This window comes from Paenibacillus sp. IHBB 3054, assembly GCF_051594305.1.
Lineage (GTDB): Bacteria > Bacillota > Bacilli > Paenibacillales > Paenibacillaceae > Paenibacillus_AQ.
On record NZ_JBOFBG010000013.1, the window covers coordinates 141302 to 156794 of the forward strand.

Annotated in this window: 12 protein-coding genes, 1 pseudogene and 1 riboswitch; all 13 genes and pseudogenes read right to left on the reverse strand. The window is 46.8% G+C overall.

All coding sequences use genetic code 11. The features are described 5' to 3' along the window. Positions 1 to 16: 16 nt before the first annotated feature. Positions 17 to 841, reverse strand: coding sequence for a carbohydrate ABC transporter permease (locus ACQ76X_RS16615; protein WP_438495071.1), 825 nt, complete (start codon positions 839 to 841; stop codon positions 17 to 19). Next, positions 841 to 1707, reverse strand: coding sequence for a carbohydrate ABC transporter permease (locus tag ACQ76X_RS16620; protein WP_076114021.1), 867 nt, complete (start codon positions 1705 to 1707; stop codon positions 841 to 843). The genes ACQ76X_RS16615 and ACQ76X_RS16620 overlap by 1 nt, the downstream gene beginning before the upstream one ends. 132 nt (positions 1708 to 1839) lie before the next feature. Continuing rightward, entirely contained in the window at positions 1840 to 3141 is a 1302-nt protein-coding gene (locus tag ACQ76X_RS16625) for an ABC transporter substrate-binding protein (RefSeq protein ID WP_438495072.1), read from the reverse strand. 286 nt (positions 3142 to 3427) lie between these two features. After that, on the reverse strand, positions 3428 to 5194 hold the full coding sequence (locus tag ACQ76X_RS16630) for a sensor histidine kinase (protein WP_038596773.1): 1767 nt from the start codon (positions 5192 to 5194) through the stop codon (positions 3428 to 3430). A 21-nt stretch (positions 5195 to 5215) separates the two neighbouring features. After that, complete coding sequence (locus tag ACQ76X_RS16635) at positions 5216 to 6757, reverse strand: response regulator transcription factor (RefSeq protein ID WP_438495073.1); 1542 nt, start codon at positions 6755 to 6757, stop codon at positions 5216 to 5218. 200 nt (positions 6758 to 6957) lie between these two features. Further along, a complete protein-coding gene (gene thiC, locus ACQ76X_RS16640; RefSeq protein ID WP_438495074.1) occupies positions 6958 to 8736 on the reverse strand; it encodes a phosphomethylpyrimidine synthase ThiC in 1779 nt (592 codons plus the stop codon). Positions 8737 to 8840: 104 nt separating this feature from the next. Further along, positions 8841 to 8947, reverse strand: a riboswitch (TPP riboswitch). A gap of 106 nt (positions 8948 to 9053) precedes the next feature. Continuing rightward, entirely contained in the window at positions 9054 to 10088 is a 1035-nt protein-coding gene (locus ACQ76X_RS16645; protein WP_438495075.1) for an NAD(P)-dependent alcohol dehydrogenase, read from the reverse strand. A 135-nt stretch (positions 10089 to 10223) separates the two neighbouring features. Next, positions 10224 to 11042 carry an SDR family oxidoreductase gene (locus tag ACQ76X_RS16650; RefSeq protein WP_438495076.1) on the reverse strand — a complete coding sequence of 273 codons (819 nt, stop codon included), beginning with the start codon at positions 11040 to 11042 and terminating at the stop codon, positions 10224 to 10226. A 30-nt stretch (positions 11043 to 11072) separates the two neighbouring features. Next, positions 11073 to 11615, reverse strand: a complete 543-nt coding sequence (locus ACQ76X_RS16655; RefSeq protein WP_438495077.1) for a PadR family transcriptional regulator — start codon at positions 11613 to 11615, stop codon at positions 11073 to 11075. 153 nt (positions 11616 to 11768) lie between these two features. Further along, positions 11769 to 12623, reverse strand: coding sequence for a hypothetical protein (locus ACQ76X_RS16660; protein ID WP_438495078.1), 855 nt, complete (start codon positions 12621 to 12623; stop codon positions 11769 to 11771). Positions 12624 to 12947: 324 nt separating this feature from the next. Then, positions 12948 to 14345, reverse strand: a complete 1398-nt coding sequence (locus ACQ76X_RS16665; protein WP_438495084.1) for a cellulase family glycosylhydrolase — start codon at positions 14343 to 14345, stop codon at positions 12948 to 12950. Positions 14346 to 14866: 521 nt separating this feature from the next. Beyond that, positions 14867 to 15238: an iron chaperone gene (locus tag ACQ76X_RS16670; protein WP_438495079.1), complete on the reverse strand. Its 372-nt coding sequence runs from the start codon at positions 15236 to 15238 to the stop codon at positions 14867 to 14869. An 80-nt stretch (positions 15239 to 15318) separates the two neighbouring features. Then, positions 15319 to 15471, reverse strand: a pseudogene (locus tag ACQ76X_RS16675) (AraC family transcriptional regulator); the annotation flags it as partial. Positions 15472 to 15493 lie beyond the last annotated feature (22 nt).

The following is a 15493-nucleotide window of genomic DNA, read 5'->3' on the forward strand; positions in this document are numbered from 1 at the left end:
AGCTTATTAGTCATTGTTATTTCACGGAACCAACCATGCCGGCCACGAACTGCTTCTGCATCAGGAAGAAGACTAGTGCCGTTGGAATCGTAGAGATGACAACCGCGGCCATAATCACGCCGAAATCCGGCGAATAGCTGGAGCCCAGATTGGAGATCAGCAGCGGAATTGTCCGTTTCTCCGGGGTCTGCAGCACAATCAGCGGCCAGAGGTAATTATTCCAGCTGGACATGAAAGTAATAATGGCGGCAGCCGAGTAAGTTGTCTTCATGGTCGGAACATAAATTCGGAAGAACAATCCCAGCTCCGACAATCCGTCCATCCGGCCGGCTTCCAGAAGTTCCCGCGGGAACATCTTGGAGCTCTGACGGAAAAAGAAGATCAGAAACGCCGTTGTGAAGGTCGGAAGAACGACCGCGGCCATCGTGTTGACTCCAATGAGCGGAGCTGTAGCGGACAGCTTTGAGAACATTTGATAGAGCGGTACCATCAACGCGGCGAAAGGAATCATCATGGATAACAATAACAAATTGAAGACGATATCCTTTGCTTTGCTGCGATAAATTTCGAATCCGTATCCGGCCAGTGATGAGATCAGCAAGGCCAGAATCGTTGTCGTCACAGAGATTTTGAGCGTGTTCCACAGAGCAGGCACAAGATTGATTGAATCCGTCAGTTTCTTGATATTCTCGATCAAATGACTTCCGGGAAGCATTCTTCCCTGAGTTACATCTACCGAAAGGTTTGTCGCACTAATAATCATCCACAAAAACGGGAAGATCGAAACGATCGCTACAATGGACAGAAACACATAAATAGGTGCGCGGCGTAAGGTTCTCATTACTTATCATCACCTGCCAATTTGATTTGAAGGAAGGACAGTACAATAATCATGACAACGATGGAATAAGACACAGTAGCTGCGTATCCAAAGTCAGGGGTGTACTTGAACGAAAGGTTATAAATATATTGTGAAATGGAGAGCGTCGCGTTGCCGGGACCTCCCTTAGTAATATTCATGATTTCATCGAACAATTGCAGCGTCCCGATAGTCGAGGTGATCGACGTAAAGAGAATAATCGGCTTAAGCAACGGAGCGGTGATCGAGAAAAATTGTCTGACCCCCGAGGCGCCGTCAATCCGCGCGGCTTCATAAATGGAGTTGTCGATGTTCTGCAGCGACGAGAGGAAGAAGATCATGTTGTATCCCGTCCACCGCCATGTAATTGCGATAATAATTGTGACCTTTGCCCAGAAGGGATCGGAGATCCACTGAATCGGTTCGGATAACAAATGCATGTTCATTAAAGCCAGATTCACCAGTCCGTCATTACCAAACAGATATTTGAATACGACGGAGTATGCCACAAGCGAGGTTACGCAAGGCAGGAAAATAGCGGTACGGAAAAACCCTTTGAAGCGCAGCTTGCTGTCATTAAGGAGCACCGAAATAATCATCGCAAAAGTGATCATGAGCGGTACTTGCACAATCAGGAACAGAAAGGTATTCTTTACGGCGGTAAAGAAGGTTTTGTCGCTGAGCAGCCGTTTATAGTTGCTTAATCCGTCAAAATGAAGATTGGCTCCTGCGCCCGTTTTGAAGGAGAGCAGCAAAGCCTGAATCATCGGATAAAAGTAGAACAAACAAATCATGAGGACGGCCACAGCAATAAATAACCAGCCGGTAAGCTTAGCGCGGTTGCGCATGGTATGGTTCACAGCTCTCAATCCTTTCTCTATACAGGCGTGAATCGGAAAACGGATAAGCCGCCCTCCCCCCGCCAAGGCTCAAATCGGCCGGTACGGGGGGACAGCGGAGTAATCAGGTCCTACAAGGGGTTACTGGATTTGAGACTCCGCTTGGGACTGAGCATCGCCGAGCGCTTTATTTATATCCGTACCGTTCAGGTAATTCTGCATTTCAACCTTGAGGATATCCTCGATAGCATAGGTGTGCATGCCGTAGTTAACATTCGGAATTTCCGCAGTCCATTTTGCGAAGTCGGAAATGACCTTTTGTCCGCCAAAGTAGTTGTCTGCGGCAGTGTAAGCTTCGCCTTCAGCAGCCGGTTTATAGGTTCCGATAACGCCAACGTCTGTCACAAGCTTCTGGTACAGGTCAGTGTCAGAGCCGAGTGTTGCCCCCAGGAATTCAATTGCAGCTTCTTTGCCGTCGTTGTTAAGTACATACCAGGAGCTGCCGCCCAGGTTGGAGGCATGCACGGAGCCTGTCGCATTTTTCAATTTAGGGAACGGTACAACCGCCCATTTGCCGGACTGGTCAGCTGCCGATTTCACCGATGGTGTAATCCAGTTGCCTGTTGGAACGGATGCAACGGCACCGCTGTTAAAGCCGGCGAGGAACGAGCTCCAGTCGGAGTTAACCTTAACGATATCCGCAGACATCAGCTCTTTATAGCTTTCGAACGCTTCCTTCAGTACAGCATTGTCCTTCAGGTCAGGTGTTGTACCATCGCTCTTCAGATACCAGGAGCCGGCGGATTGGATCATCATCCGGATCAGCCCCAGATCGTTCGGGTCCTGGGTCAGCATATCTTTGCCGGTTTTAGCTTTGACTGCTTTGCCGATCTCAATGTACTTCTGCCAGTCGATATCCTGCAGATCGTCAACTGTGTAGCCCGCTTCCTGCAAATAGTCTGTGCGGACATACAGGCCTACAACCCCGGAGTCGAAAGGAACGCCATATTGCTTGCCGTTAAAGTTGGTTGGTCCGATCTTATAATCGGCGAAATCAGCGGGTTTAATGGCATCACCGAGCTCCTGAAATGAGTCTGGATACGTTTGCAAAAAGCTTTGAGCACGGTAATCTTCAATCAGAACGATATTCGGCAGACCCGATGCGCTTCCCGAGTTGAGGCCGGTGTTCAGCTTCTGAATAATATCATCTTGGGCATATTCGATAACGTTGATTTTAGCATCCGCATGGTCTTTCACATACGCATCCTTCGCCAGATTCATCGCGGCAATATTAAAGTTTTTGTCCCATGCCCAGACCGTGATTTCCTTGGAGGTGCCTGTAGCTTCCCCATTGTTGGTATTTGCCTGGTTATTGGCGTTACTGGAGCAGGCTGTCAGCAGCATAAAGCCGGCGAGCAGAAGAGCAGTAGCTTTTTTCTTCATGATGTATATCCCCCTAACGTATATTTGAAAGTGCTTTCTTTATCAAGAATATCATCCCGGTCCTTCATTTCGTTAGAAATTAATTTAGTTAAAATAGTGATAATATTGTCTTTGTATCCGCTTCCACGGAGAGTAAATTAGCATTTATTTTCTCCTTTCGCACTTTTTTTAGGTAAATACCCGTCCAATAAACATCGCACATACAAAAAACCGGCGCCGTTTATAGGGCGCCGGTTCATGGCGTGGCTTGGATAGTATGCTGCAAAAACACCGGTTCAATCCGTAGTCAGCAGGGAATTTTGATAGAAACCTTCGTCCCCTGCCCCGGTGTGCTGGAGATAGATACGCCGTAAGGCTCACCGTACAGCAATGTCAGGCGGTCATGAACGTTGCGGATGCCGATGCCGCTGAACAGCTGCCTGCTGACGGATGAGGCGGGAATCGAATCCTTGTTGTCCAAATCCATCCCATCTCCCGTATCAACCACCTCACAGTGCAACGTATCCCTGTCCTTCATAATGGTGACATAGATATAGCCGGAGGTTTTGATATTGAACGCGTGAAAGAAGGCATTTTCGATAAATGGCTGAAGAACAAGCTTGGGCACTTTAGCAGACATGCAGTCTGGTGAAACGAAATAATCCACCTTAATGCGGTTGCCATTGCGAACCTGATTAATATATACATAATGCTTCAGGTTAATAAGCTCCTCTTCCACTGTAATCGTCTCGTTCACATTGCTGATGGTGTTCTGGAGCAGGGAAATCAGCGCATGAATGGTCTCCGTCGCCTGTTCCTTGCTTCCTCTCTGCACCAGAATATTGACTGACGCCAGCGTGTTGTATAGAAAATGGGGATTGATCTGCTGTTGAAGTGCGGCCAATTCCGCCTTCCGCTGTTCCTTTTGGGTTTCCACGAGCTGACCGACATAGTCGTTCAGCTCTTTGAGCATATAGTTGTATGCGGTGCTGAGCTGTCTTGTCTCATAGGTACCGGTAACCGACATGTAGTTATGGAAGCTTTTTTTGGTGACATTGGACATTTTTTTGACCAGGGTGCGCAGAGACTGCGTCAGCCTCTTCGTCAGAAAATAGATGACGAGTACGGCTACGGCGGCGATTGCTGCAACGATCAGAAAAATCGCCTTTTTGTCCAGCAGCGTGCCGATTGTCTGTTTCTTATCAATCAGATTCACAATATATAGGTTGTACGAAGGCAAATAGTCCGCCAGCACGATGACCTCCCGCCCGCCGATGGAGAGCTCCTGGCTGGATTTGCCCACCTCGGCGATCTGCTGCGCACTCTCCAGCAGGTCGGGAGACATGCTGCCGATTTGCTCCGTCCGATTACTGGACACGATCAGGCCCGATGTATCCAGAAACATTACATCGTTTCCCTGACTCGTAAAGCTGGCGTAGTTCTTGCGGAAATCACTTTCACGGGTGAACATATACAACGTGCCGTACGGCTTGGATAGACCCGGGGCGGTCAACGCCTTGGCGGCGACCAGATAACGGCTTTGTGAATTGAACGGGCTGGCGTCCATAAAGCTGTAGAAGAGCTGCCCATTGCGTTCCTGAGCGGCCTTTGTAATGGGATTATTCTTTAACTCTTCTGAGGAGCCCGACCAGTAGGTAACATCGCTGGTGTAGCTTCTTCCGTTCACACCCAGAATAGAGAGGCCGATATTGGTCCCCCCGATGCCGGATTGAATGCGGTCCATCTGATCCCGCATACTGTAATACCGCTTGAAGTTCGCCAGTGAATTGATATCCTTCTCCGTCATGAAGCTTCTGATCACGCCGCTCTGCCCGACTTCAATAGCGCTGTTGACGGTTGCATAATGGGAGTTCTCCAGCGCACTTTTGATCTGGTCGATAATCTTGGAATTGGTGATGCTGAAGGTTTGCACGAACAGCTTTTGGGACATTTGTACGGTCACTCCGGTAATCAGGACAGTAACCAGAATGATGCTGATGACCATGACGGCGAATATTTTACTGAACAGGCTTTGATCCTTGAGCTTTGTGAGCCATTTCTCCGTTAGTCCCATTTCGGGCTCCTTCCCGCTGCATTAGCCTTTCCGGTATTGACTAGGCGAGATTCCCATCAGCTTGCGGAATACTCTGGTGAAATAGCTGTGGTCTGAGTAGCCCACAAGACTGCTGATTTCAGAAATGGATAAACCTGCATTTTCTTTCAGCAGCAGGCACGCTTTTTCTATCCGCACCCGGTTTAAATATTCGTTGAAGCCCTCTTTGTTATGTAGCGCAAAATAATTAGACAGATAGGACGGGTTGAAATGAAACTGCCTTGCCACTTCGGTCAGCGTAAGCTGGCGTGAATAATGCTCGTCGATATACAGTAAAATTTTTTGAATGGCTGGTACCCCGCCGCGGTTCTTGGTTACGCATTCCGTCGCAGCTTGCAGAAACTGCTCAAGCCGTATCTCCGTTTCACCGATATGCCGTGCCTCATGAATGGAGCGGAAGAACTCGTATTTGCTTTCGTCCAAGGCGCGGGCCTCGTAATGGAAATGCAGCAGCATTCCGATGATCTGAAACATACTGTGGCATAAAAACGATTTGAACTCGAACATCCCTGTATCTCTCCGGCCGGACATGGAAGCGACATATGCGCTTAAGCGGCCGAAAGCCAAGTCGAACTCCTGCCGGTTCAGCTCTACACCGAAGGCATCCTGATCGAAAGCGGGACCCTGCCGCCCCTCCTCGCCGTTATCTACCAGCAAACAGTGATCCGGGAGAAAGAAGCGGCGGTCCAGCAGCTTCATCAGATCATCCGTATAGATCGTATGCAGTTCACTCAGCTCAGTGAAAACCCGGCTGACCGCGAGATTCAGGAACATATTTGCACGGATGCCCGCGGTGAATACCTGATCTGCAAGACGGACGAGCGCCTCATACCCAGCCTCCTCCAGATTAAACAACAGGCGGACATGCCCCTCCAGCGGAGACAGCCGGCGGAAGGTCACCCTGCTGCCGCTGCTGTGCAACAGAGAACGAATGCTGTTCTCCAGCCACTCCTCTTTGCGGCTATTCGCAGCGGGTTCGTCGCCCGTATCAGCAATTAGCAGCACGAATCCCGGAAAGGGGAACGTTACCCGCAGCGCTTCCTCGTCGTACTCCACTGGAAATCCGGAAACCAGTTTGTCCAGAATATAGTCTGCGGATTGCCGCTTGTCGCTTCTCCAGTCCACATGCTGAAGCAGCGGAATCCGCTGCGCGGTTTTTTTCAGAACGGCAAGCAGGGAAGCGGCCTCCAGTCTGGGCTTCAGGATATAATCGGCAACCCCGCTTTGGAAGGTCGAACGCACATATTCGAACTCACTGAAGCTGCTGAGCACGATCACCTCAATTTCCGGATACATCCCCTTGACGAGCCGGATCAGCTCTTCCCCGTCCATCACAGGCATAACGATATCGGTCAGGATGATATGCGGACGCTGTAATTCAATTAATTCAAAAGCCTCTCTTCCGTTGGAGGCCTCGCCCGCAATCTGAAACCCCTCCCCTTCCCAGTCCAGCAGATGGATTATCCCCTGCCGTACCAGCATTTCATCGTCCACCACCAATATTTTGCAGAACGTTGTGTCCATGGCTTCTCCTTTTTGGGAACAAGAATACACTGAAAAAACAAAATGAAACCCGCTTGATTAAGGGGTTCCATCTCACCGAAACAAACTTATCTATCAGAAATGAAACAGCTTTCATAATCTGATTTACATTATAGGTATACGCCCGGAGACTGTCAATTGAGAGGGAGGAGGGCGATTAGCGACAGTCCCGGACCGACGGTTTATTTATAGATCAGACCTCCGCCTTCCTTAAACTCTTCTGCTTTATCCCGCATCCCTGCGGCAATCATCTCTTGCTCCGGTTCTTCTTGTCCATCCTGCAACCTCGCCGTATCGCGGATACCATGAGAAATGCGCATACTGCAGAACTTGGGTCCACACATAGAGCAGAAATGAGCCGTTTTGGCCCCTTCCGCCGGAAGGGTCTCATCATGATATTCCAGTGCCCGTTCCGGGTCGAGTGACAAATGGAACTGGTCCCGCCAACGGAACTCGAAGCGCGCTTTGGAGAGTGCGTTATCCCGATCCTGCGCGCCCTTGTGTCCTTTGGCCAAGTCGGCTGCATGGGCGGCAATTTTGTAGGTGATGACGCCTTCCCGCACATCATTTTTGTTAGGCAATCCTAGATGCTCCTTCGGGGTAACATAACACAACATCGCCGTGCCGAACCAGCCGATCATCGCCGCTCCAATAGCCGAGGTGATATGATCATAGCCGGGTGCAATATCCGTAGTCAGCGGACCCAGTGTGTAAAAAGGAGCGCCATTGCAGAGCTCAAGCTGTTTATCCATATTCTCTTTGATCAGATGCATCGGTACATGGCCCGGGCCTTCCACCATCACCTGAACATCATGCTTCCAGGCAAGCGAGGTTAATTCACCCAATGTCTCCAGCTCGGCAAACTGGGCTTCATCATTAGCATCGGCAATGGAGCCTGGCCGCAGCCCGTCACCCAAAGAGAACGCCACATCATAAGCCTTCATGATTTCACAAATATCCTCGAAATGTGTATAGAGAAAATTCTCCTGATGGTGGGCCAGGCACCAGGCCGCCATAATCGAACCCCCTCTGGAGACGATGCCCGTCATTCTTTTGGCCGTTAATGGGATGTAACGCAGCAGTACCCCGGCGTGAATGGTGAAATAATCCACTCCTTGCTCCGCCTGCTCAATCAGGGTGTCCCGGTATACCTCCCAAGTTAAATCCTCGGCCTTGCCGTTTACCTTTTCCAAAGCCTGATAGATAGGCACTGTCCCGATAGGTACCGGAGAGTTGCGGATAATCCATTCACGGGTGGTATGAATATTTTTGCCCGTCGACAGATCCATAATATTATCCGCTCCCCAGCGGGTCGCCCATCTCATCTTCTCTACTTCTTCATCAATGGAAGAGGACACCGCCGAATTCCCGATATTGGCATTGATCTTCACCAGGAAATTCCGCCCGATAATCATCGGTTCACTCTCCGGATGGTTAATATTCGCTGGAATGATCGCACGGCCGCTGGCTACTTCCTCTCTAACAAACTCAGGGGTTACATTTTCCCGGATTGCGATAAATTCCATTTCCGACGTAATCAGGCCTCTGCGCGCATAATGCAGCTGGCTGACATTGCGGCCTTCTATAGCTCTCAAGGGACGCCGCTGCAATCCCGGAAACACCTCTGCCGCCGACTTCTCTGTGAGATTTCCGTTATCCTCCGGCTTGACCGCTCTTCCCTCATAAGATTCGGCATCCCCCCGCTCCGCGATCCACTGAAGCCTGTGAGGCGTTAACCCCTTGCGGATATCGCTATAGGCTTCATCATTAGTATAAGGCCCGCTTGTATCATAGACACGGACAGGAGCATTCTCCGCTTCTCCGGCAGTACCCGAGGTTCGGCTTAATGTAATCTCGCGCATCGGAACTTGAATATCAGGCCGTGAGCCCTCCACATACACCTTGTGACTTCCCGGAAAAGCACACAGATCGACCTCATGTTTCTTCTCTTGATTCGGCATCTTATTTCCTCCTTAAGGTTTAAATAAATAAGAGTGCGCGCAAAAAAGCCGCTCCACATGGAGCGGCTCAAATATCCATAAAAGGCTAACGCCAACAATGAAATAAAGGTCCGACTCCACTTTCCTACGCTGGTATGATCCAGATCAGGTTCAAGGGTCCAGGAATGCATTTTTCCCGTCTCAGCCTATTCAGGCTCCCCTAGTGGTTTCTTATTTAGTTATGTTTAAGTTACAGAGAAATCCAGCAATTGTCAACCGGTGCTCTTATAGAGGAATTGGCAAATAATAAATATCGATTGCATATTGGATGAGCACTGTTAGCTTAGCTGACTTTTTATGCACACGATAATTTTCCCCTTCGCACGGCCTTCTCCAAGATCACGAAGGGCATGGGCCGCGCCGCTTAGCGGATATTGCCGATCAATAACAGGCACTACGTAGCCTGCTTCGACAAGCTCCTTCCAAACCATTTGATCCTCGTGGTTCGGTTTATGGACTAGAAGTGCTATTTTCTTTTTTTCAAACCAGGCAGACAGCGGTGCAACCAACAGAGCCAGGAGGATATAAGAAAAGGAACCGCCGACCATGACATACGTGCCGCCTGACGTTAGTGCGCGCTTCATCGCGACAACCGAACGGTTGCCGACGACATCGAGGATTAAATCGTATCGTTGTCCGCTTGTGGTGAAGTCATCTTTTGCATAATCCAATACATGATCCGCCCCGAGGGTACGCAGCATATCCAGCTTCTCGGCGCTGTCAACGCAGGTCACTTCCGCTCCGACCCATTTGGCATATTGAACCGCAAACGTACCAACTCCGCCACCGCCCCCATTGATCAGAACCCGATGGCCCTTTCGCAGCTTTCCTTTGTCGCGCATACCCTGTAAGGCTAGAACGGCTGCCTGAGGAATAGCCGCTGCCTGCCCGAAGCTCAGGCCGGCCGGCTTTGGTGACAAGGCTTTCTCACTGGCACATACATACTCCGCAAATCCTCCCCAGCCGCAACCGGAAAGGTCCCCAAAAACCTCGTCCCCCGGTCGGAATCTTTTGGCATTGGCGCCTACGGCGATGACCCGTCCCGCGATATCTGCACCAAGAATACGGTAACGGGGTTTACGGAGCCCGCCAAGGCGGTTCATGAACGGTTTGCCGCGGAGGAGATCCCAATCCCAGGAATTCACAGAGGCAGCGTGGACCTCAATCAACACTTCATGGTCTTGCGGTGCAGGGATATCCACCTCTTCAATACGTAAGACTTCTGGCGATCCGTAGGCATCATAGACCATCGCCGTCATCGTGCGTGCTCCTCGTTCGCTGGGTAAGCCTGTATCCATCATCTCTTCTCTCATGGTCATTCTCCATTCGATAGGCTTATGTGTGTCGCGCTGTCAATTCACTTTTGGCTGCGCGCCCGCGGGACTCCTACCATTTTATTCTTCAAGGAGAATGTAATTCCCTTTATTAGGGGAACCGTCTTCCTCTTTTTATGAAAAATGCTGAGCTATATTACTTAGATACTCTTCCTCAACCGTATTTTTCTTCATACTTATGAGCATTTTCGCATCTTCTCCCACTACATAACGGAATTTGCTTGTACCGTCTGTGGCTGCTTGATAAATAGTGTCAGCTACAAGTTCTGGTGCCGAGGCATAGTCTGGAGCTTTTTCCATTTCCCCTAATTTACCCAGAAAGGCAGTAGTGAATGATTTATAATCCGTTAAGCCATCATTAAAAAAGAACTCCATCGATCTTCCGCCAAAGTCCGTGCTAATGGCTCCTGGTTCAATCAACTTTACTTTAATGTTTTGTGATGCCAATTCAAAAGATACGGATTCAGAAAAACCTTCTACCGCGAATTTAGTGGAGTGATACAGAGACATCGTAGGAAAGGTCACGATCCCTCCCATTGAGGAGATATTGATTAGCAACCCTTCCTGATTGGATCTAAAATGTGGCAACATGGCTTTAGTCATACTAATAAGACCAAACACATTCACTTCAAATTGTCTGCGGATCTGCTCATCCGTAGCTACTTCTATAAGCCCCATTGACCCATATCCGGCATTGTTCAGGAGAACGTCAATTTTACCAAACCGCTGGACAGCTTCAGCTAATGCAGATTGAATGGTATCTGTTTTCTCAACATCTAACCGCAACACCAACACATTGTCCAATGTAATGAATTCAGTTTCTTTTTCAGGTGCACGCATCGTGGCTACTACGTTCCATCCTCTTTCAGCAAAATGTTTTACTGTAGCTCTCCCAATGCCAGATGAAGCACCCGTGATAAAAATTGTTTTCATTAAAATTCCTCCTAAAAGTATCAGAATTCGTTAAATGCTGCTCTTCTCTTCCACTAACTGCTCCATGCTTAACAATCCCTCGGCAATGGTTGCAAGTTTAGCTTTATATTCTGCTATCCCAATCTGGATGCAGATGATCTGGGCCGGGTGCATTTCATCTTTATAATGTGAATACTGCTCTAATAACTGATCTAACTTTTTTTGTGATTCCTCTTGTACTTGCTTCAACCAGAAAATCACCTTGTCATACCCCACAAATCGGCCAAAATAAAGCCTCATCATAAAATCGGATTTCTTACTACTGTCTCCCTCTAGTGGCGCTAGTAAATAGTCGTTAAAACAATCTCGCCCTTTAGCCGTTATGTTATAAACATTCTTGTTTGGCTTACCTTTCTGGGGCACAATTTCCTTGGTTATTAATTCTTCCTTCTCCATTCGGGCAAGCGTAGGATAAATCGTGCCATAACTAGAGCTATAGAAATTAGACAACACATTCTCCAATAACTGCTTTATTTCGTAGCCAGTCAACGCTTCTTTCATGAGCAAGCCTAAAATAACATCCTGACTGTTCAAGAATAGCTCCTCCTTATTTAAAAATATCTATATATTACACTTAGCAATATACCAGACTGATATATATCACGTCAATATATAAAACTTAAGCAAAAAAAAGCCGAGTGAAGTCAGCAGTGAATGCCTGAAATCAACTCAGCTTGTCATTTGTACTTAATTTGCTGAACTAAAATATTCTGATAAAATCCCCACCAAAACTTGCTTATACTCATTCATGTCATAAGAAGAGTTATTCACTTTTTTCTTGACTATGTTTATGCCGTTAAATATCTCTTCTTCCAATTCTTTTCTTGCCTTCAGTACCTCCAAGGTTCCTTCTAACCCTGTATAACCCTGCTTTTTTCCATACCCTTGGTTAGTATAATATTCAATAAATCCCTCCGACCATTCTTTAGGTCTTTCCTTAACGGCCTTTCTGAAAGAATGATCAAGATCATTCTGCTCTACGTAAAGCAGCAATGGATTCAGCCGCTCCACAATCGCTGCCAGTTCCAGAACATAACTTATAACGTCTTCCTTCTGTGCACCATATTTAATCATCCCAATGGTTACAGGGTTTTGTATAAAACAACAATCAAAAATAAAGGTTTCTGAGCCATTTAAAACACTCGCCGAAAATCCCTTCCAACGCTCTGTTATCAGTTTCCTGTTTTGAGCTAGCGACAATTCATAAACATCACTTTTGGCAACTGCCTGCAATAACTCATCTGGAAAATCCGGCCCATATTCATTTGCGATTTTTCGATATTCCAGGAAATAATGGTTCCCTTGTTTAATCACACGATTATTCAACAATTCCCGAAACTTCCCATGGGTACTCAATAATTCATCGAATTCATTTTTCTCGAGACAGGCGACTCCCTCATAATCCGCTGGATGCTCCAAATCCCCTTCTAAAAACAGCTGAGATTTAAGGTTCATTTCCGTAAGAATTTCATGAACTAATTGAGCCGTTGTTGTTTTTCCGAATCCTGGTAATCCCTCAATCAAGACTAACTTCGGTTTCATAATAAAATCCCTCCAATCATTATTAGGAGGATATGTAGGTTAGGAGCGATAGAGATGCGGTTTCCCACAACATTAAAAGCGGATACCCTAAGGTATCCGCAGAATGGGTTTACATTACACCTTTCCCTGCATACCCTGTAAGATTAAAGAAAAGCATGCCGAATAAAATAGTGTAATCACTATTACAGGCATCCTTTCGCATTGTTAATCTTTACAGAGTAATCCACATGATCAGGTTAACGCTCCTTTGTATGCATCTCTATTAGTTAGATTAACATTGAGCAGAGATAAATTCAATCCGGGAGTCTTCTTCAAACCTCCCCGCTAGTTTAGTTGATACAGATTCCACTTTTGTGCGTTTGAGCCATTGTCATCCCAAATTTGAACGTTGGTTCCATTTTCAGTACCAGCAGCAGCGACATCCAGAGCTTTCCCACTGTTGCTGGCAAGCAATTTATAAGCACTTCCAACTTTAACAATGCTCCACTTCTGATTGGAACCGCCGCCATAACTCCATAATTGCACATTCGATCCATTGGCAGTCCCCATCTCTGCTACATCCAAACCTGTATTACTATTGACGTTAATAACCTTATACAAGCCTCCGCCAACATCTGTGATTATCCACTGCTGAGCACCCGTTCCGTTATCGTCCCAGATCTGTACATTTGTGCCGTTTGCAGTGCCTGCAGCAGCTGCGTCCAATGCTTTACCGCTGCCTACGTTAACCATTTTGTAGATTTTACCAGAAACGATACCATCACTTGGAGGCGACGTTGCTGACTTTATCTGCTCTCTGACAAATTTACCGGATGCCGTTAACTGCGCGTCAGACCATCCACCATAAGGGCTTGCGCCAGGCGTCAATGCAGCGGAGGCTTCCGTTTTATCACATAACGACCAGTTGGTCCAACTCAGTTTTCTGTCTTTCATAAAATCCGTCCATACTTTAGATTCGGCAAGGAAAGGACCGCCGTCTCCGGAAGCGTCACTCGTTCCCCACTCGGTGATGAATACAGCTACACCTTTGCTCCTTGCATAATCAATACGATCTCTCAGCAATGAACCGTGAGTCCCGGCATAGAAATGTGTTGTATACATAATGTTGCTTTGGGCGATAGGGTTGTTGGCGGCATCATGTACATCCTGGCTCCATGTTCCGGTTCCTACGATAATGATCCCATTCGTATCAATGGAACGGATGACCGGAATCATTTCCTCTGCATATGGCTTAATGTGGCCGTTCCACGTAGCATACCCATTAGGCTCATTGGCGATTTCATAGATCACATTCGGATAATCCTTATACAAATTGGCCATTTCTGCAAAAAAACCTTTTGCCTGTTCTTTATAAATATTCGGATCCTTTTCACCCAGCACATGCCAATCGATAATCACATAGATTCCCAGATCAATCGCAGCCTGTACAGCTTCTTTCACCTTGTTTTTTTGCGAAGGATCATTGATATAGCCGCCATCTTGCGTATACATAGCTGGCCGAAATAAAGTTATTCCCCAATTGTCTCTCATCCATTTCATGCTATCATAATTCACGTACTGGCCAAACCATTGCAACCCATGGGAACTCATCCCCTTTAATTGGATCGCTTCTCCCGCCTGATTCACTAATTGGTTCCCAGAAACTCGCAGTTGGCCATTTTGGGCTACGACTGAATTAGCTTCGGCCTTCACCTTTTGCGGGGGGCCGAAAGATACGGTCATGAAGGTGATAATTAATGCACAAAAAACCGCAAACATTTTTTTGAACATATAAAGCTACCTCCTTAAATGGTTTGCTGCACTTTCCCGTGCTCTATTTTCCGAAAAGATTCATCCCCCCTTCACCAAGCTTGCAAATCTATGGGGTATGTCTTGGTGTTTCATTAACGATGTAAAAGGGTGAAAGGACAGGCTTGAGGGTTGGTAGTTATCTAATCGTTAGGGTGTAGTCGGTAGGTAACATGGAAGTGCATTAGCATATGGAGGCATCTAGATCATCAGATCTAAGAAGAATTATCGTTCTAGCATAGCGGATATGATTAAGACACATAACATATGGGGGGTTCTTATGAAATCACTATGCTCAGTAAACGCTTACATATTCTGTTATATTATACAATCATCAATCGGTTTTTAATACCAAACAACATCAAATTTCCATAAAAAAAGTGAAGCGCTGTTTCATTCAGCACCTCACTTTTAATATGATGAAATTCAAGCAACACGCTCATATCTTGACGACTTTATTTCCGCCAAAAGGTTGAACAGTCTGCCTTATCCAAAATATTAAACTCGATCATTTTCTCAAGCAATGAGAAATCAAGCGGACTTTCCCACCGAATGCGTACCAACTGCTTGGTATGATCATAGCCAGCCTGCACAATATCAGCAGAAAAATGATTAATCCCTGCGATTTCAGGGGCAACAGCCATATGATGTTTGGCTACGCTAAAACCAATAATGTATGTGCCATGATCGGTGAACATAGGCTGATTCCACCCAATTTTCGGCATTATGTTTGGAAATTCATTGTTTACCCAAGCCAAAACCTCTTCCACTCGGTCCCGATGTTCCGGGTTATCAATTTGCGCTAAATATTCTGCAAAAACTTCCATGTCATTCCCCCCTAAAATAAAATTTATTTAATGTATTTAACATCCCCTAGTTTGCTTAATAAAAAGCACTTCACTCCACAGGCTTCCCCTTTTACAATCAGAACAAACTGAATTTCATCATGCCAATGAAGCGGTATATATTCATTTATATTTTGATTAATCGTTGTTTCGTAACATGCAACCGGTAGTACGACCGTTCGATGCTCAGTGAGCTCTTTTAAGTATTGATCAATCCAATATAGATAAAATTAAAAA

Coding starts and splice junctions, on each gene's coding strand:
- ACQ76X_RS16630 (WP_038596773.1), bottom strand. CDS start 5,194: ATGGGACTAACGGAGAAATGGCTCACAAAGCTCAAGGATCAAAGCCTG.
- ACQ76X_RS16615 (WP_438495071.1), bottom strand. CDS start 841: ATGAGAACCTTACGCCGCGCACCTATTTATGTGTTTCTGTCCATTGTA.
- ACQ76X_RS16670 (WP_438495079.1), bottom strand. CDS start 15,238: ATGGAAGTTTTTGCAGAATATTTAGCGCAAATTGATAACCCGGAACAT.
- ACQ76X_RS16625 (WP_438495072.1), bottom strand. CDS start 3,141: ATGAAGAAAAAAGCTACTGCTCTTCTGCTCGCCGGCTTTATGCTGCTG.
- ACQ76X_RS16650 (WP_438495076.1), bottom strand. CDS start 11,042: ATGAAAACAATTTTTATCACGGGTGCTTCATCTGGCATTGGGAGAGCT.
- ACQ76X_RS16660 (WP_438495078.1), bottom strand. CDS start 12,623: ATGAAACCGAAGTTAGTCTTGATTGAGGGATTACCAGGATTCGGAAAA.
- ACQ76X_RS16665 (WP_438495084.1), bottom strand. CDS start 14,345: ATGACCGTATCTTTCGGCCCCCCGCAAAAGGTGAAGGCCGAAGCTAAT.
- ACQ76X_RS16645 (WP_438495075.1), bottom strand. CDS start 10,088: ATGAGAGAAGAGATGATGGATACAGGCTTACCCAGCGAACGAGGAGCA.
- ACQ76X_RS16635 (WP_438495073.1), bottom strand. CDS start 6,757: ATGGACACAACGTTCTGCAAAATATTGGTGGTGGACGATGAAATGCTG.
- thiC (WP_438495074.1), bottom strand. CDS start 8,736: ATGCCGAATCAAGAGAAGAAACATGAGGTCGATCTGTGTGCTTTTCCG.
- ACQ76X_RS16620 (WP_076114021.1), bottom strand. CDS start 1,707: ATGCGCAACCGCGCTAAGCTTACCGGCTGGTTATTTATTGCTGTGGCC.